Origin of the sequence: Stenotrophomonas maltophilia group sp. Smal17 (assembly GCF_030237045.1) — a bacterium.
Lineage (GTDB): Bacteria > Pseudomonadota > Gammaproteobacteria > Xanthomonadales > Xanthomonadaceae > Stenotrophomonas > Stenotrophomonas forensis.
In genome coordinates this window covers 122,994-139,698 of the sequence record NZ_JASJSU010000001.1, presented here as the reverse complement: position 1 = coordinate 139,698, position 16,705 = coordinate 122,994, and the positions used below count along the sequence as shown (strand labels likewise).

The 16,705-nt window shown below is 65.4% G+C and carries 19 protein-coding genes; 8 read left to right on the top strand and 11 right to left on the bottom strand.

Annotation, left to right across the window (positions count from 1 at the left end):
* Positions 1–50: 50 nt before the first annotated feature.
* The 11 genes from QRO93_RS00775 to QRO93_RS00725 form a co-directional block, all read right to left on the bottom strand.
* On the bottom strand, positions 51–545 hold the full coding sequence (locus QRO93_RS00775; protein ID WP_003090203.1) for a JAB domain-containing protein: 495 nt from the start codon (positions 543–545) through the stop codon (positions 51–53).
* A gap of 175 nt (positions 546–720) precedes the next feature.
* Entirely contained in the window at positions 721–1,488 is a 768-nt protein-coding gene (locus QRO93_RS00770; RefSeq protein WP_003090202.1) for a thioredoxin domain-containing protein, read from the bottom strand.
* 24 nt (positions 1,489–1,512) lie between these two features.
* Positions 1,513–4,404, bottom strand: coding sequence for a conjugative transfer ATPase (locus QRO93_RS00765; protein ID WP_003105079.1), 2,892 nt, complete (start codon positions 4,402–4,404; stop codon positions 1,513–1,515).
* Positions 4,404–4,853 carry a TIGR03751 family conjugal transfer lipoprotein gene (locus tag QRO93_RS00760; protein ID WP_285303903.1) on the bottom strand — a complete coding sequence of 150 codons (450 nt, stop codon included), beginning with the start codon at positions 4,851–4,853 and terminating at the stop codon, positions 4,404–4,406. Before QRO93_RS00760 ends, QRO93_RS00765 begins: the two co-directional genes overlap by 1 nt.
* Complete coding sequence (locus tag QRO93_RS00755; protein WP_003109776.1) at positions 4,834–6,252, bottom strand: TIGR03752 family integrating conjugative element protein; 1,419 nt, start codon at positions 6,250–6,252, stop codon at positions 4,834–4,836. Before QRO93_RS00755 ends, QRO93_RS00760 begins: the two co-directional genes overlap by 20 nt.
* The gene (locus tag QRO93_RS00750; RefSeq protein WP_003105643.1) at positions 6,242–7,153 is read right to left on the bottom strand and encodes a TIGR03749 family integrating conjugative element protein; all 912 of its coding nucleotides are present in this window, start codon (positions 7,151–7,153) and stop codon (positions 6,242–6,244) included. Before QRO93_RS00750 ends, QRO93_RS00755 begins: the two co-directional genes overlap by 11 nt.
* On the bottom strand, positions 7,150–7,842 hold the full coding sequence (locus QRO93_RS00745; RefSeq protein WP_003105641.1) for a PFL_4703 family integrating conjugative element protein: 693 nt from the start codon (positions 7,840–7,842) through the stop codon (positions 7,150–7,152). Before QRO93_RS00745 ends, QRO93_RS00750 begins: the two co-directional genes overlap by 4 nt.
* The gene (locus tag QRO93_RS00740; protein ID WP_003105639.1) at positions 7,839–8,237 is read right to left on the bottom strand and encodes a TIGR03750 family conjugal transfer protein; all 399 of its coding nucleotides are present in this window, start codon (positions 8,235–8,237) and stop codon (positions 7,839–7,841) included. Before QRO93_RS00740 ends, QRO93_RS00745 begins: the two co-directional genes overlap by 4 nt.
* Positions 8,238–8,248: 11 nt before the next feature.
* Positions 8,249–8,608, bottom strand: coding sequence for a TIGR03745 family integrating conjugative element membrane protein (locus tag QRO93_RS00735; RefSeq protein WP_003090173.1), 360 nt, complete (start codon positions 8,606–8,608; stop codon positions 8,249–8,251).
* Positions 8,609–8,624: 16 nt separating this feature from the next.
* On the bottom strand, positions 8,625–8,858 hold the full coding sequence (locus QRO93_RS00730; RefSeq protein WP_003050225.1) for a TIGR03758 family integrating conjugative element protein: 234 nt from the start codon (positions 8,856–8,858) through the stop codon (positions 8,625–8,627).
* Positions 8,855–9,238 carry an RAQPRD family integrative conjugative element protein gene (locus tag QRO93_RS00725; protein ID WP_003120001.1) on the bottom strand — a complete coding sequence of 128 codons (384 nt, stop codon included), beginning with the start codon at positions 9,236–9,238 and terminating at the stop codon, positions 8,855–8,857. Before QRO93_RS00725 ends, QRO93_RS00730 begins: the two co-directional genes overlap by 4 nt.
* Before the next feature lie 203 nt (positions 9,239–9,441).
* Between QRO93_RS00725 and QRO93_RS00720 the strand changes: the two genes are divergently transcribed.
* From QRO93_RS00720 to QRO93_RS00685, 8 genes are read left to right on the top strand one after another with little or no spacing between them, the layout of a single operon-like run.
* Positions 9,442–9,912 carry a helix-turn-helix domain-containing protein gene (locus QRO93_RS00720; RefSeq protein WP_003050245.1) on the top strand — a complete coding sequence of 157 codons (471 nt, stop codon included), beginning with the start codon at positions 9,442–9,444 and terminating at the stop codon, positions 9,910–9,912.
* A complete protein-coding gene (locus QRO93_RS00715) occupies positions 9,909–10,484 on the top strand; it encodes a PIN domain-containing protein (RefSeq protein WP_003109777.1) in 576 nt (191 codons plus the stop codon). Before QRO93_RS00720 ends, QRO93_RS00715 begins: the two co-directional genes overlap by 4 nt.
* Positions 10,485–10,501: 17 nt before the next feature.
* The gene (locus tag QRO93_RS00710) at positions 10,502–11,416 is read left to right on the top strand and encodes an AAA family ATPase (RefSeq protein ID WP_003105629.1); all 915 of its coding nucleotides are present in this window, start codon (positions 10,502–10,504) and stop codon (positions 11,414–11,416) included.
* Entirely contained in the window at positions 11,413–11,883 is a 471-nt protein-coding gene (gene cap8, locus QRO93_RS00705) for a type III CBASS phage resistance system CD-NTase-associated protein Cap8 (protein ID WP_003105626.1), read from the top strand. Before QRO93_RS00710 ends, cap8 begins: the two co-directional genes overlap by 4 nt.
* The gene (gene cap7 / locus QRO93_RS00700; protein WP_003090159.1) at positions 11,880–12,380 is read left to right on the top strand and encodes a type III CBASS phage resistance system CD-NTase-associated protein Cap7; all 501 of its coding nucleotides are present in this window, start codon (positions 11,880–11,882) and stop codon (positions 12,378–12,380) included. Before cap8 ends, cap7 begins: the two co-directional genes overlap by 4 nt.
* Positions 12,380–13,282, top strand: coding sequence for a CBASS oligonucleotide cyclase (locus QRO93_RS00695; protein ID WP_003105624.1), 903 nt, complete (start codon positions 12,380–12,382; stop codon positions 13,280–13,282). The genes cap7 and QRO93_RS00695 overlap by 1 nt, the downstream gene beginning before the upstream one ends.
* Positions 13,283–13,320: 38 nt before the next feature.
* Entirely contained in the window at positions 13,321–14,046 is a 726-nt protein-coding gene (gene nucC / locus QRO93_RS00690) for a CBASS effector endonuclease NucC (protein ID WP_003050273.1), read from the top strand.
* 9 nt (positions 14,047–14,055) lie between these two features.
* The gene (locus QRO93_RS00685) at positions 14,056–16,680 is read left to right on the top strand and encodes an AAA family ATPase (protein ID WP_003116812.1); all 2,625 of its coding nucleotides are present in this window, start codon (positions 14,056–14,058) and stop codon (positions 16,678–16,680) included.
* The last annotated feature ends 25 nt before the right edge of the window (positions 16,681–16,705 follow it).

Sequence of the window (16,705 nt, the reverse complement as noted above, 5' to 3'; positions counted from 1 at the left end):
AAAAAGCGGAGGCCGAAGCCTCCGCGCTGATCAACGAAGCAGTGCAACCCTTACAGCAGGCCGGACTCCGCAAAGGAGAACGGGGCACCCTGGCCGACGATGATGTGGTCCAGTACCCGCACATCGATGAGCGCCAGCGCGGCCTGCAGTTGCTGGGTCAGCATGCGATCCGCGCTCGACGGCTCGGAAATGCCCGAGGGGTGCTGGTGCGCGAAGACCACCGCGGCGGCCTTCAACTCCAGCACACGCTGCACGACGACACGCGGATAGACCGAAGTCGAGTTGATCGTGCCCCTGAACAACGGCTCGTAGGCCAGCACCTGGTGCATGCTGTCCAGGAACACCGCGGCGAATATCTCATTGGGCTCGGCGACCAGCTTCACGCGCAGGTAGTCGCGCACGGCCGTGGGGTCGAGGAGTTTCGCACCCGCTTTGAAAACCCGCTTCTCCAGCAGTGCAATGGCTTGCTGGATGATCCAGTCCTCGTGTTGGGCAGCGATGGCGGAAAGCGACTCCAGGCAGGAGTCATTGACGACGAAAGACATGGCGAACCTCCAGACGGTGAGATCGGAGGGCGCGCGCCCTGGGAGGGCAAGCCCTCCTGGGGAACGAACAAGGTGCATCCATCACCGCGGCAGCGGTGATCGTTCGCGGCCAGGATGCGAGGCGAACGGGTTTCGGTCAGCGCAGTGGACTGCGCCGTAGCCTTGAAGACCGGGGCTACCTGGGCATGTCGCCGACGACGTCGGCAGGCATTTCCGATGTAGTAGGTGTGGCGGCGGGATCGCCGGCCGCGAGCATGTCCATGGCCGACAGCAAGGCATCGCCCTCGATCGGACCCTGCAGTAGGATCGCCTTGCCGGTTTCGCGATCGTGCAGCCGCAGCGACGGCGTGGCGGTCACGCCGCTGCTCGTGGCTTCCGCCGTCTGGGTGCGGATCGGCGCCTCGGGCCGTTCGCTCGCCAGACACTGCTCGATGGCTGGCGTAAGGTCGGGGTACCGCAGGTCCTCGGGCAAGCCCTGGCCGTCGCTGCGCGTGTGGGCATAGACCCACTCGACAGCCTGCCAGAAGGCGGCATGGCCGCCAGATTCGCCGGCGCACTCCGCCAGGCTCGCTTCGGCAGACGCGGCCGGCTCATGCGCGGCCAACGGGAGGTGGTGCCATTGCAAGGCCACGTCCGCGTTGCCGGCCACCCAACGCTTGAGCACTGGGAAATAGGATCGGCAGAACGGGCATTCGAGGTCCGCGTAGAGCGTCAGCGTGAAACGCCCTTCCGGATTTCCCATCTGCCACGGAGGCCCGGCCACCTGCGTCACGCTGACCGGCGTTGAAGTCTGGGGAGTGGACTTGCCAGAATAGCGGGACACGAGCCAGATCAGCAGCAGCGCTACCAGCACGGCGGCCAACACCCAGGGCCAGCTGAGCCTCCAGCGCCGACGGCGGAACGCCTGTACCTGCATCGGAATGGATGGGCGTTTCTGTTCCATGGCGTTCTCCGGTGTACGGCAGATTCAGGGCAGGTCCAGGGTCGGCGACTCGATGCCACGTGCCCGGTCGATCTTCTCAGCCACCTTGAAGGCGGCATCCAGCTCGCTGACGCCGTGCTGCTGCATGAGCTGGTAGCGTTCTGCCTTCTCCTCGGGCTCGGTTTGCGCGAGCGCGAGGTAGAGACTTGGCGGCACGGCGCGGAACAGCACTTCCATGCTCTTGGAGAGGATGACGCCCTCGGTGAACTTGCCCGCTTCCTTGCGTGCGGAGAGCATCAGCGCCTTCTGCGCCGGCGAGAGTTCGCGGAACCTGGCGATCTTCTCCACTTCGTCCGGCGGCATCGACAGGCACACCCACCACTCGATCATGTTGAGCATGGGCTCTGCGGCGCGCGGCAGATCGTCGATGTTTTGCGTCGCCAGCCAGAACCAGGCGCCCAACTTGCGCCACATTTTTGTAATTTTCACGACATAGGGCGCGAGCAGCGGGTTCTTGGTGATGATGTGACCTTCGTCGGTCACGTTGACGATCGGCCGGCCCAGGTACTGGTCGCGCTCGGCGATGTTGTTCACCGTGCTGATCAGGCTGATGTAGGCGATGGAGAGCTGCGCGTTGTAGCCCTCGCGGGCATAGGTCGCCAGATCGACCAGCGTGATGTCGGCCTCGGGCCACGGCGTGCCGTCACGGTCGAACATCTCGCCGTCCGTGCCTTGGCAGAACATGTCCATCGCGTCCGCCATCTCCAGCAGCCGCACGCGCCGCATCTCGGGCAGCGTCGGGTCCTGGCCACGGGCGCGCAGCGCGTTGCGCACGTCGCGCGTGAGCACGGTGCGCTTTTCGGCCACGCAATGTTCGGCGGCGTCGAGGATGCACTGGCGGATCAGCGAGCGGTCGGCCCGCGTCATCCGCGCTTCTTCCTTGTCTTCGCCGCCCGTGATCATCAGCCGCGCTGTGATCTCCAGTTCGCCCAGCACGTCGCGCTGCTCGTCCGCTTCCATGGCCGAGGCATCGGGGGGCAGGTCTTCGTCCAGCGCGTCGGCATCGAGCGTCTGTACGTCGCTGGGCGTTTCGATCAGCCGGCGTGCGTCGGCGAACGGCGCCAGGCTGATGCCCGATCCGGGGGCCAGCTTGACCCGGTTCACGGTCAGGCCCAGGCGCCTGGCGAAGTCGCTGAACAGGCCGAAGCTGTTGCCGGCTTCCACGATGAAAAGCCGCGGCCGGTAGATGGCCGTCACCTGGTTCAGCAGGTTGTTGAGCGTGGCGGACTTCCCCGAGCCGGTGGGGCCAAATAGAAACAGATGGGCATTCATCTGCCGATCCAACCTGTTCAAGGGGTCGAACGTAATCGGGCCGCCGCCGCGATTGAACATCGTGATGCCGGGATGCCCCGTGCCCTGGGCGCGGCCCCATACTGGCGACAGGTTCGCCGCGTGCTGGGCGAACATCAGTTGCGTGTACCACCGGCGCCGGTCCTTGCCGGGGTTGTAGCAGCACGGCAGCCAGCGCAGGTAGCTGTTGAGCGGCGCCACCTCGTCGTCCTCGCGCACCGGCTGCAGGCCGGCGTTGAGCATCACGTTCGCGAGGTCCAGGCCGCGCCGATCCAGTTCCGCCTCGTCGCGCCCGCGTAGGTAGAACGCCAGAGTGCCCCGGTAGAGCTTGTGCGCGCTGCCGATCAGGGAGCGGGCTTCATGCACGTCCTTGAGCGTCTGCTCCGACGCCAGCGTCTCGCCCACAGCTTTCTTCGCCAGATGGTTGAGGTCCGATTCGAGGACGTCCTGCGGCGTGGCCACCATGGTGAGACACATCAAGGTGTCCTCGGGCATCTGGTCGAACAGCGTGTTGATCGCGTCCCCCTTGCGGGTCTCGCCGGTCAGGTGCCCGGTGCCGGGCGGCATGCGCAGCCGGTCGGTGATCAGCACGCGGTGCGGCATGCCGTCGAAGTACCAGGCCCCTTGCGCCACGTCCGAGCGCGGCTGCCCAAAGAACAGCCGCTGGCTGAAATCCCGCCCGCTCGCCAGCTCGATCTCGCCGGCCTCGCTTTCCTCGGTACTGTCCGGATAGCGCGCCAACGCGTAGAAGCGCTCCCGGTCCTCCACCCCAGGCCCGAGCAGCGTGGGGCGCGGGTTGAACCACCGCAGCAGCCAGTCGTGGACGTCGGCCGCGACCATGCGCCGGGCCTGGATGCCGGCGTTCGCCAGGCCGCCGCACAGGCGGTCGCAGACGATGCCCAGCATCTGCTCGGGTGTCTGGCCGCGGCGGTTTGCCTGTCCCTGTCCGCTCGCGCGGCGGTACACCACCATGCGCACGCGCCGCGTCTGGCCGCGCCAGCGCAGCCGCGTGACCACCGTGTCCTCGAACAGGCCGCCGGGCTTGGCCACAGCGCGCAGGTGGTGGCCGAAGAAGCGCAGGTAGAACTCGGTGAACGCCGAGCCGCGCGCACGTGGCTGCACGTAATCGCGCAAGGTCTGCATGTACTGGTCGAAGCTCGGTTCGTCCTGGGCATAGAGCTGGAGCACCCACGGGTTCTCGTCCAGTTCATCGAAGCTGTCCTGAAGCGCGTTTTCCAGGGCGTCGCGGGCATGCGCGAGCCAGCCGGGTTCCCGGCCTTCGGTGCCCAGCGGCACCAGCTCGTAGAAGGCGGCCACCGATTGGCCGTCCTCCAGGAGCATCGATTTCGACTCGGGCAAGAACTCCACCCAGGGCAGCAGTTCCACGAAGGACGGTGCGACGTCGTACAGCGCCTGCTCGTCGGCCACGGTCGCCGGCTTGCGGCCCTGGACCGCGGCGCCGGGTTCGGGGATGCCGGCTTGCTGCAAGGCCTCGACGTGGCGCTGCCAGCCGTCCGGCTGCTCGTCGGCGGCGGTGTCTTCGGCGCTGACGGCAGCCAGCTTCGGCCATGGAAGTTTCCACCGCATCAGTAGTCCTCCGTCCTCTCGGCAGGCATCGCGTACTGCACGCGCTGGTACAAGGGGAAAACCGTCGTGTAGCCCGGCACGGGAACGGGGTCGGTGCCGGCCAGGTGCGGGTACACGTACATCACGAGATCGGGATTGGGCAGACGCTGGAACTGGCGGTGAACCTCATTGCGCGCGGTGCGCGTGTAGCGCATCTGCTCGACAGGTGCGGCCTGCACGTCGGCGTCGGTCAGGGGCCGACGCAGGCTCTGGCGCGCATCGAGCAACTGGCGGCCGGCGTTCCGTCCGGCTGCGCCACCGCCGTCGCCGGCCTCCTGCTGCCAGATGTCCATCATCGTGCGGTCACCGTGGGTCAACAGCTTTTCCTTGCTGGTGGCGCAGCCGGCGAGCACCGCGACGGCGAGGGCCAGTGCTAGGCCACGGGCCAGGTTAGTCAAGTTCAAGGGCATGGCTTTCTCCTGCGCGGTGATCGACCTTGCGGCCTTCGGGATCGAAGTCGATGGCGAGCGGCTTTTCGAGGTGGACGGCAACCTTGGCGCCGGGTTGGACATAGACGGCGGCGAAGGCTTGGCCGTAGAGCTTGTTGACCCAGGCCGACATGTCCCGGACACCGCCCGCGAGAATCTGGCCGACCGCTTCTTGGCCGGTGATGCCCACGGTGCCGATGGAGCCGTCCGAGCCGACATAGGACATGCGGCCGCTGCCACTCTCGATGAGCGAGGCCACACCGGCACCGGCCGCGGTGATTAGGGCCTGCGAGCCGAGGTATTGCTGGGCGTTGCTGCGCCGCTCGCCGCTGACGCAAGGAATGCCGTGGGGATCGCTGATCCAGCCCAAGCCGTCGCGCTGTTGGTTGTTCTGCTGGTTGCCCTCGCGGTCTTCGGGGATCGTGCGAATCGTGCCGTCGTTGAAGACGAACGTGATGCTGCGCACCTGACCTCGCACGCACGAGAGCGTCCAGTCGCCCGAGGCGGTGCCGCTGAACACGGCGCCGGCCACGTCGGGAATGTCGATGCCATTGGCGGTCAGGTTGTCCGGCCCGACCAGAACTTTGAACGGATAGGGATCGTTGACCGTGCCGTCGATCGGCACGCGGCCGATCAGGGCCGTCATCGCCACCGATCCCATTAGCGTCGAGTTGGTCGGCACGGTATAGACCGGCTTGGCATTCTTGACCCCGGCGGCGCGGGCGCCCGCGTTGGCCACGGTTTCAGCGGTGGTTTCGAGCGTGCTCTGCGCCGGGCCGAAGCTCGTGGGGAAGCTCATGCCGCCGCTCGCGCCACGCCCCCCGTTGCGCCCCTCGGCGGGCTTTGCGTCGTCCGGCTCGACCCACCGCACGCCGCCCTCCATGCCGGCCTCGTCGCCGCCCTGCAGCCCCAGGCCCACGGGCAGGTCCGCATGGCCGCCGCCGCGCCCGCCGATGCTGTCCAGGCGCCGCTGCAGGTCGGCGAGCAGCCCTTCGGTCTGCTGGCGCGCGCTGGCCGCCTGCTCTTGGTCGCGGCGCAGGTTGGACCGCTCGGATTCGAGCGCCGAGTTGATGCGCTGGTCGATGGAGTTCTCGCGCTGGCGCAGCCGCTGGTTCTCTTCACGCTGCGACTTGTTGTCCGAGAGCGCGGTCTGAAGCTCGGTGCGCAACTGCTTCACTTGGGCAACGAGCGTCGCCACGGTGTCGCGCGGGGTGTCGCCTTCGATGCCCAGCGCCTTCATTTCCTCGGGCGTGAGCTGGGCGCCGTTGTCCGCCGCGGGTGGCGCCGTGCCGCCTCCACCCGAGAACAGCCGGATACCGGCGAACAGCACCAGGATGGCGACAGGGATCATCAGCCACTTGAGCAGGCCGTTACTGCGCATGGCGGGCCTCCTTGGCGTTCTCGTCGCCGTCCGGCTGCGGCAGATGCACGGCAGGGTCGAAGCGGTGAATCGCCGGCAGCAGCGACTGCGCGAGGCCGCGGCCGCGCGTGACCAGGTACAGCACGGTCGTGTCCTCGGTCGTGCCGCGCGGGCCCAGCGCCTCGTGCTGGAAGGTGGCGGTGAGGAAATCGCCTTGCAGCACGCGCGGGTCGAGCGCGACCCAGTCGGCGCCGGTGTTGGTGAGGCGCACGGCAGTCACCCATTGGTCTTCCAGGCGCCACGACGCGAGCACGGCCGCGCGCACCGGCAGCGTTGGCATCAGTGTGTCCAGGTCGAGGTCGCGGGGAAGGTTGACCCGCATGACGCCCGGAAGCGGCTCGACGGTGCGCAGCGGTGCGTAGAGGTTCTGCGCGGCGAAGCGCGTCAGCACGACAGGGACCGGAGTTTCGCGCCGCGCGGTCCGCGCACCTGCCTGGCCCTGGGCGCGTGCCGGGGCCTCGGCACTGTCGGCCTGCTCGCCATAGCGTCCCGGTGCGCTGTCACCCTCGACGATGCGCACCGGCTCCAGCTCGGCTTCCCCGTCCTTGGGCGGTTCGGCTGCGATGTCCAGCAGGATCAGCGCGCCCGTGTCGGCGTCCTGCAGTTGCAACCGCGTGGGCTCGATCGGCTCGCTGGCACGCAGGTACACCGCGCCGCCCGCACTCTGCACGCGCAGGCGTTTGCCCACGCCTGCGGGCACGCCCACGCGCACGTTCCGGTCGATGAATACGATGCGTTCCTGACCGACCTTCAGCGGCACTGCCAGTGGCATGCGTTCCCAACGCAGGATCTCCACCGCCTGGGCGACGGGTGCCGCGGCCACGGCCAGTAGCCCCAGCAGCGCGAGTACAGGATGCTTCATGGGGTGTTTCCTCCTTGAGGCGCTTGCGGATTCAGGTCACTCGGCGCCGGGCGCGCCGGCTCCGGTGCACTGATGCGCTGGGGCGCGCCTTCGTAGCAGTCCAGCGCCAGGCCGAACGGGTTGCGGGCGGGATCGACGTCCACCCGCGTGACCTTGATCGGATAGCGCACCAGGGCGCGTTTGACCTGCTCGGCGCCGTAGTACTCGTCCGCCGTGATGTCCAGCGTCACCACCCAGTCGCGATCGGATACGGTGCGCACGCGCGCCGTGGGGTCGTCGCCATAGCCGCGGCCGGGAATCTCGTAGATGCCGCGCACGCGCTGACGCAGCTCGCCCGTGGAGCGGCGGTAGTCATAGTCCGCCCGCAGGAAGGCCTGGCAGGACGGGGTGAGGTACGGCGAGAGCGTATGGAGGTTGCGCGAGTAGTCTTCTTCGCCATTGGTCGGCCAGCGGTTCAGCGTCTGGAACACGTAGAACGTGAACGCATAGACCGATTCGGGCGGCACTTCCCACCACTTGCGGGTACTGCCAGAGCGCAGGTCGGGCGGGACGTGGATGGTCAGGTCGCGCGGCGCGCTCCACCAGCCGCCGCCCATGACCAGGGCGACAATGACCAGCGCGCCCGCGCCCAGGCGCAAGGTCTTGATGTGCGCCTGCAGGTGGGCGATCTCGTTCTTGAAGCGGCTCATCGCATGCTCCTGCGGGTGGACCAGAAGCCCGAGCGCGAGATCAGCACGTGGCCGCCCACCCAGCCGGCCATCAGCGGATGGCGCGTTGCGATGCGCCACTGCAACTGTCGATACAGCCAGGTGTCGGGGCGCCCACGCTTGAGGCGGCGCAGGATGCCGCCGCCGATGAACACGCCCAAGGCCACGCCCAGGACAACGAACGTCGGTGCGATGGCGATCGTGCGGAACACCCACGAAAGCGGCGCGCCGACAAGCAGGCCGGCCGCGCCGGACAGGCCGCAGCAGATCCACAGCTCGTCGGCGGTGAGGCCGCGCACGACCACGGGATGGCGGTTGAGCCGGTGCGGAAGGAACGTGACCGTCCCGTCCGCACGGACGTGCTGCTGCTCGGACATACCGGCCTCGCTTACAGGATGCCGGTGGCTTCGGTGAGCAGCCAGATGCCGATCACGAGCAGCACGGCGCCGATGGCGACCGTGAGGCCGAATTGGCCCCACGTCTTGCGGCCGGTGTGGATCTCCGCGTAGGTGCCGTAGGCGTGGTAGCAGACGCCGATGAACATCGACGCCACCACCAGCAGGGCCACGAGCATGATGATGTCGTAGCCGTAGTTGCGGATGGTCTCCATGATGCCGTTGCCGGTGCCGCGCGTCGGGTTCTCCAACTGCGGCAGACCTTGCGCGAACGACAGTGCGGGCAGCGCGGCGGCGCCCAGGGCCACGGCGGCGCGCTGGGCAAAACGGGAAGTGAGGTTGCGGTTGTGCATGGTCGGGCCTTTCATGTCAGGACAGGAGGAAGAAACTCAGGACGAGGTACATCGCGACGAAGCGGATGCAGACGCCGAGGAACTGGCGCTGGTTGAGGCGGCTCTCGGACCACCCCACATAGGCCGTTCGGATGGCCCAGACGCCCCACACGAGCAGGACCGCGAACACGACGCCGACCAGGACGGTCGCCATCGCGGAAGGCGCGATACCGCTGTTGGCTTGAAATGCCGAGACCTGGGCGCCGTTCATTGCTCGCCCTCCGCAGTCGTCTTCGGCGATGGCGAAGCGGCCCGCTCGGTGCGGTAGTCGCCGGCCAGTTCGGAGGGGTCGCGCGGCTGAGCGCGTGATGGCGTCAGGTGGAACTGGATGCCGGCGCGCACGCGCGCCAGGTCAGCCAGCAGCCGTGGGTAATCGAAGTGGTAGCGCTCGCCCGGCTGGATGGGGGCATGCGCGGCGCTGTCCGCGACGGTGCGTTCCAGCGCGTCGAGCTGGCGCAGCGCGGCGACCAACTCCTGGCGCTGCGCCGGGGACTCGGCCAATGCCATCGGGGACTGGCCCAGCACGAGGGCCGTCACGAAAAAAGTGGGCACGCCGCGATGCGCGGCGCGCAGCCAGATCGAAGCCACCATCGCGCCATTCCTGTGTGATCAGCAATGGGTTGATCGTGGAGATCAGGGCTGTTTCAGGCCGCAAACAATAGGAACTGGCGGACGACCGGATTGGGCATGCTGCGAGCGAACCTACAAAAGCACGGGTCGCGCTTCGATTATTGCGTTTTTCGAGTATTTCGAATATGATCGGCTCTGCAACCGTTTTCGCTTAGGAGCTACCCATGACCACCGCCACTGCCCAATCCAAGATGACCCTTCCCGCCGCGGGAGAGGTGAAGGCAGCCGTCCAGGGTCAACGTGCCTTGGCGGCTTACCTCGCAACCCAGTTCGAGACGCAGCACATCCAGATCTTTGATGACCACAAACAGGCTCATCAGGTGGAACTGCCTACCTCGGCTTTACGCCTGCTGGTCGACATCCTGGCCGAGTTGGCCGATGGCAATGCAGTAAAGGTGGTGCCCGTCCATGCAGAGCTGACGACCCAAGAGGCGGCGGACTTGCTCAACGTGTCCCGTCCCCATTTCGTCAAGCTGCTCGAAGATGGGGTGTTGGCATTTCATCGCACCGGCAAGCACCGCAGGGTGAGGTTCGCCGATCTGATGCAGTACAAGGAAGCGCGCGAGCGCGCCAGTGAGCAGGCGATGGCCGAACTCGCTCAGCAGTCGCAAGAGTTGGGAATGGGATACGAATGAGGCATTCCCCATTCACCGCCGTCTACGACGCGTGCGTTCTATATCCCGCGCCACTGCGGGATTTCCTGATGTGGCTCGGCCTGTCTGGCCGCTTCCGGGCGCGGTGGAGCCAAGCCATTCATGAGGAGTGGAAACGCAACCTGTTGATCAACCGCCCCGATCTCACCCGGGTTCAGGTCGACAGGACGTCGGATCTCATGGACCGGGCAATTCCGGACGGCTTGGTGGAGGGCTACGAAGCGCTCGTGGCAGGCCTGACATTGCCCGATCCGGACGACCGGCACGTCCTGGCTGCGGCGATTCGCTGCGGTGCGAGCGTGATTGTGACGTTCAACGAACGGGATTTCCCGAACGATCTGCTGGCTCCGTACGGCATCGAATCGCAGCACCCCGATGAGTTTGTGGACAACCTACTGGATCTGGACGCGGCCGCCGTGGTGTCGGCTGCGCAGCGCCAGCGTGCCCAACTCAAGCATCCGCCGATCGAGGTGGACCGCTATCTCGAAATCCTGCTGCGCCAGGGCCTTGTGCAAACGACCAAGGTGCTGGCGACCTATCGCACCATTCTCTGACCCGCCGAGAGCCACGGATGACCAAGAATCCTTCATCAGACGCCACTTTGCCGAAAGGCATCCATCGAAGCTGGAAGCTGCCGGACACGTCGCTGGGCGCCCTGTGGGATTCCATCGTCATGGACGAAGCTCTCAAGAAGCAGTTGCTGTCACAGGCGATCGTCAACTTCACGGTGCGCCCCAAGGTGGAGCGCACGGTACTCCCCCTGCACGGCGTGATCTTGTTGGTCGGCCCGCCGGGGACTGGGAAGACCTCCTTGGCACGGGGCTTGGCGCATCGTGTGGCCGAATCTTTTTCTTCTGCGAAGTTTCGATTGCTGGAAGTAGAGCCTCACACGCTGACGAGCTCTGCAATGGGAAAGACTCAACGCGCCGTGGCAGACCTGTTCTCGCAATCGATCGCAGAATCCGCAGCGGCGGGCCCGACGATCGTCCTTCTGGACGAGGTCGAAACGCTTGCGGCTGATCGAGCCAAGCTCAGCCTGGAAGCCAACCCGGTTGATGTGCACCGGGCCACCGACGCGGTGTTGGTGCAGTTGGACATGTTGGCCGAACGCAACCCGCATCTGCTGTTCGTGGCCACCAGCAACTTCCCACAGGCCGTCGACAGTGCCTTCCTATCTCGTTGCGACATGGTGATGGAGGTGCCACTGCCCGGCAAGGATGCCTGCAAGCAGATCCTGGTGGACTGCCTGAATGGCCTGGCAAAGACATTTCCGGGGATTGGCAAGCTTTCCTCGGCTCACCAGTTCGACGCGTGCGCTGGCGAGTGCGTCGGATTGGATGGTCGGGCCATTCGCAAGGTCGTAGCCAACGCCCTCGCGGCCGACCCGCAAGTGGCTATCGATCCGAACAAGCTTTCCGTAGAGCACCTGCGCAGTGCGATACGACAGGCAACGCAAATGCGCCTTCAAGGAGGGAAGCAAAAATGACCACCGTTGTCAGCCGGACGTTTCGCAGCTCGCCGCACCGCGATGCGTTGCAGACGTGGGATGCCATTGTCGAACTGCTCACTCAGGGCAAGGACGGCACGGCTCGCTCTGAACTCAGGGCCGTGGCGGGCGTGGCCGCCAGCTTGATCGCCGACCAGGCACCCAAGAGCGCGCCCATCGTTGCGACATGCGATGGACCACGGACCAGGATCTACTGCCTCTTCGACGAAGACGCGATCGATGGTGATGATGCCAACGAAGAAGTCTTGGGGTTCGAGCCGTTGAAGGGAGACTGGGGAGTCTCGCTGCCGTGTCCGAAGGAGCAGCTCGGCTGGGTGCAAACCGCGCTCAAAAAGCACAGTTCTCGCATCATTGCACGGGACTTGAGCCAAGGAATTGCCACGCAGGCGCAGGCCGATGCTGGACAAGCGCTGTCGCTCGACCTCGGAGGTTTCCTCAAGTCATGAGCACCGTCGCCACCTACTCGTACACGCACTCGGTTACCTATGTGACCGACAACATCCTCAAGAGCTTGAAAGACATCATCCTGCTCAGTGGGCTGGACCCCGAGCACTTCGCGGATCGCTGGGAGAGCAATACCCGAGCCATCAAGACGTGGCTCGGGACCGGTGATCTGCGCAAGGTGATTCTGGAGATCTACAACCCGGCAACCGACAAACTCGTGACCCGATGGGATATCGACATCGTGTATGGGTGGTCCGATGGCGACGGCAGCTTCTGGACAGATACCGAGCAGTTGAAGTACGCGATCAAGAAAGCTGGGCTGCTGCCATCGCAGGCCAAGTACAAGTTAATGCTCGATACAAAGCCAGGGCGGCCTGATGTGGAGGGGTGGAGCAAAGGAAGTTATCGCTCGACGGATGGAATGGTCAAGCAGAGCCTAGGCTCGACTGTCGAACACAGCGGCCTGGCGGGTCAGGCCGGATATTGGAGGCAACGCTGATGCTGTCGATCGATGAAGCTTTTCGCAAGTTCAAGTCGCGTCTGGAACTCAACGAACGCGAACAGAAGAATGCCTCGCAACGCCAGAACGAAGTGCGGGACTACCTGCAGACCAAGTTCGGCATTGCGCGCAGCTTCCTGACCGGGTCCTATGCTCGATACACGAAGACGAAGCCGCTCAAGGATATCGACATCTTCTTCGTGCTGAAGGACTCGGAGAAGCATTACCACGGCAAGGCCGCATCGGTAGTGCTGGATGATTTCCACTCTGCATTGGTGGAGAAATACGGTTCGGCGGCCGTGCGCAAACAGGCGCGCTCGATCAACGTGGATTTCGGTGTTCACATCGACGCGGAGGACAACACGGACTACCGGGTGGTCAGCGTGGATGCGGTGCCCGCATTCGACACCGGCGACCAGTATGAGATCCCCGATACGGCGTCCGGAAAGTGGATCAAGACGGACCCGGAGATCCATAAGGACAAGGCGACCGCAGCGCACCAAGCCTATGGCAATGAGTGGAAAGGTCTCGTGCGCATGGTGAAGTACTGGAACAACAATCCCAAGCACGGCGATCAGAAGCCGGTGAAGCCCTCGTTCCTGATCGAGGTAATGGCCCTTGAGTGTCTTTACGGCGGCTGGGGAGGATCGTTCGATCGCGAGATCCAGTCGTTCTTTGCCACGCTTGCCGATCGTGTTCATGACGAGTGGCCGGATCCCGCCGGACTTGGCCCGGCGATCAGCAACGATATGGATGCCGCGCGCAAGCAGCGCGCGCAGCAGCTGCTGTTCCAGGCGAGCCAGGACGCAAGCATCGCCATCGACCACGCGCGTCGTGGTCGCAATATCGAAGCGCTTCGCGCCTGGCGCGCACTGTTTGGCCCCAAGTTCCCACTGTCCTGATTCCATCGGCTTCCATACACGTCCCATCGAGGTACAGCATGTCCCAGTGGTCGCTTTCCCAGCTCCTGTCGTCCCTGCATGAAGACATCCAGCAGCGCTTGTCCGTAGTACGCAAGACCTTCGGTCACCCGGGTACGAAGGGGGATGCGAGCGAGAACGTCTGGATCGACATGCTGGATACCTATCTGCCCAAACGGTACCAGGCGGCGAAGGCGCATGTGGTGGACAGCCTGGGGAACTTCAGCCAGCAGATCGATGTGGTGGTGTTTGATCGGCAATATTCGCCTTTTATCTTCACCTACGAGAACGAGACGATCATTCCAGCCGAAAGCGTGTACGCCGTGTTCGAGGCCAAGCAGACGGCTGACGCGGGGCTTGTGGCCTATGCCCAGGAGAAGGTCGCCAGTGTGCGCAGGCTGCACCGCACGAGCCTGCCGATCCCGCACGCTGGCGGGACCTACCCAGCGAAGCCGTTGATTCCGATTCTGGGTGGCTTGCTCACCTTCGAGAGCGAATGGAGTCCTGCATTGGGCCCATCCATGGACAAGGCGCTGAACGCAAACCTCACCGAGGGGCGTCTGGACATCGGATGCGTTGCCGCCCACGGGCACTTTTTCTATGACCAAGCCAGCGGCGCGTACAGCTACACCAACGAAAACAAGCCGGCGACCGCGTTTCTTTTCAAGCTGATCGCGCAGCTTCAGTTCAGTGGAACGGTCCCCATGATCGATGTGGAGGCTTACGGTCAGTGGTTGACCAAGTGAGGGGTCGCTGTGGCAAGCATACGTTCGGAGTACCACCGGTTCCTGGCGCACTTGACGCAGCGGCACGTGCACGACGACGTGCGCCGGCTGGCGCACCTGGTGCTCGATCACCTGCAGCCACTGGCCGAGGTCGGTGCTGCACGCCGGGGGCGCTCCACGCGCTTGGCGCCGCTGGCCATCGCGCATCTGGCGCAGATGCCTGTCGCCTACGACGGGGACGCGCGCGGCCCCGAAAACGGGCCGGCGCTCGGGCGACTGCACCAGCTCGAAGTCGGGCCGTTTCGAGGATTCATGCGGCAGGAGACGTTCGACCTCAGCCATGACATCACCTTGGTCTACGGTGCCAACGGCACCGGCAAGAGCAGCTTCTGCGAAGCCTTGGAAGTGGCGATGCTCGGTTCGATCAGCGAAGCGCAGGCCAAGCGGGTCGACCAGCGGACGTACTGCAACAACGCTCGCCTGCGCCGCCACATCGCGCCAGTCCTGTCGTCTACGGCGGCGGGCGAGGCGCAGGCCGTCCAGCCCGACGAAGCTGAGTATCGCTTCTGCTTCATCGAGAAGAACCGCCTCGACGATTTCGCCCGAATCGCCGCGCGGACCCCGAGCGATCAGCGCCAGCTCATCGCCACCCTGTTCGGCGTGGACCAGTTCAGCGAGTTCGTGCGCGGCTTCAACCCCTCGCTCGATCAGGACCTGATGCTTGCCGGCGTGCAGGCGGCGCAGCTGGCGCAGCGTCGCCTGCAGTTGGCGAACTCCGAACAGACCATCGCCGCCTACCCGCAGAAGATCGCAGCGGTCGAGGGCCTGGAACAAGCTTTGGCGCAGCGCATGTCACCTGGCGCGACCTATCAAACCTGCGTGGACTGGCTGCTGGGTACGCCGCAGCAGCAAGGACGGCTACCGTATGTCCAGGCTCAGCTGGACGCCAACCCGCCTGCCATTCACGAGGTGACCCAGGCCCGCCTGCAAGCGTTGCTGGCAGAGGCCTACCGCGTCCAGGGACTGTGGCAAGCGTCTTCCGCGCAACTCGCGGCCCGCGCCGGCGAGGTGTCGTACGCGAAGCTCTACGAGGCCGTGCAAGCGTTGGCGGACGGGGCGACCGCGTGTCCGGCATGTGGAACCGAACTGGCCGCCGTGGCGCAGGACCCGTTCGCCAGGGCGCGAATGGGCCTGGAGCAGCTCGCGCAACTGGCCGTCCTGCAGCAGCAGGAGGCCGGGCATCGGACACAGTTGAGCGAGGCGGTCCGAGCGCTGTGTGACGAAATGCGCCGCGTGGTGGCGGCGGCTGGGGTCGCTTGTCCTGCCGAATCGCAGGCCGCGGGCCTGCCACTGCTGCCTCCCACGTCGGCGGGCAATTGGCTCGGCGGCGGGGTGAATGGGGACCAGCGCGCCTGGCAAGCCCTCTTACGGATCGCACAGATCATCGAAGGCTTCGACGCGCAGGCGCGCGACGTGAATGCCCAGCGCGGCGCGATGGCCCAGGAGCGGGACCGCCTGCAACAGCATCAGCTGGAGATCGAACGGCTGCGGACCATGCGCACGACTGCGGATCAGGAGCTGGCGGCCGCCCGCCAAACCGTGGCCCAATTCGACGACGCGAACCGCGGCCTGATCCAGGCGGCCACGGACGAAATGCCGGTGGTGGTGCACCATCAGCGGGTCAAGGCCGCCTACGACGGCTTCCTGCCCGAGATTCAGGCATACCTGACCGCTCTGCCGGGGGTTCTGCTACAGGGGCTGGGAGACCAAGCCCGCCATCTCTACAACGCATTCAACCGGGCCGATCCGCCCGGCGATCTGCTGCACGCGCTGTGGTTGCCCGTGGCCGAGAACGGCAAGATCGAGGTGGAGTTCGCCGGCGAGCCGGGCGCGCGCTACGACGCGTTGATCGTCTTCAGCGAAGGGCACATCAAATGCCTGGGCCTGGCGATTCTGCTTGCCAAGAACCTCGCGCAGGGCTGCCCCGTGGTCATATTCGATGACGTCGTCAACGCGATCGACGACGACCATCGCGATGGCATCTGGCGTACCTTCTTCGAGGACGGTTTGCTCCACGGCAAGCAGGTTATCCTCACCTCGCACGCAGAGGAGTTCCTGCACCGCATCCAGCAGGAGTTGGGCGTGCGCCGCGCCGCGGCCATTAAGCGCTACAAGTTTCTCCCGCATCAGGGAGAGCACGAACTGCGGGTCGACAGCGACCCGCCAGCGAAGAACTATGTTCTTCTGGCCCAGCAGGCGTTGGCGGCTGACGAGAAACGCGAGGCACTGCGTCAGGCCCGGCCGGCGCTGGAGAGTCTGACGGACCGCCTGTGGACGTGGCTGGGTCGGCGGGCGGACGGCCGGATCGACATCAAGCTGAGCGGGCCCCGCGCGCCTTGGGAGCTGAACAATAAATGCACCAAGTTGCGGTCGGCCGTCGAGCGTATCGCGGCGCAACATGCGGGTGCGCCGGATGCCGTAGGGGCGTTGGTCCGGCTGCTCAATGTCAGCGGTACGAGTATTGAATGGGGTTACCTCAATAGCGGTGTGCACGACGCTCAGCGCGATCATGAGTTTGATCGGGCGACGGTAAGAACGGTCGTCGAGGCGGTTACGGCGTTGGATGCTGCTCTTGATACCCTGCAGAACCGATGAACGGCACACGGCTTTGCAGAGCCGT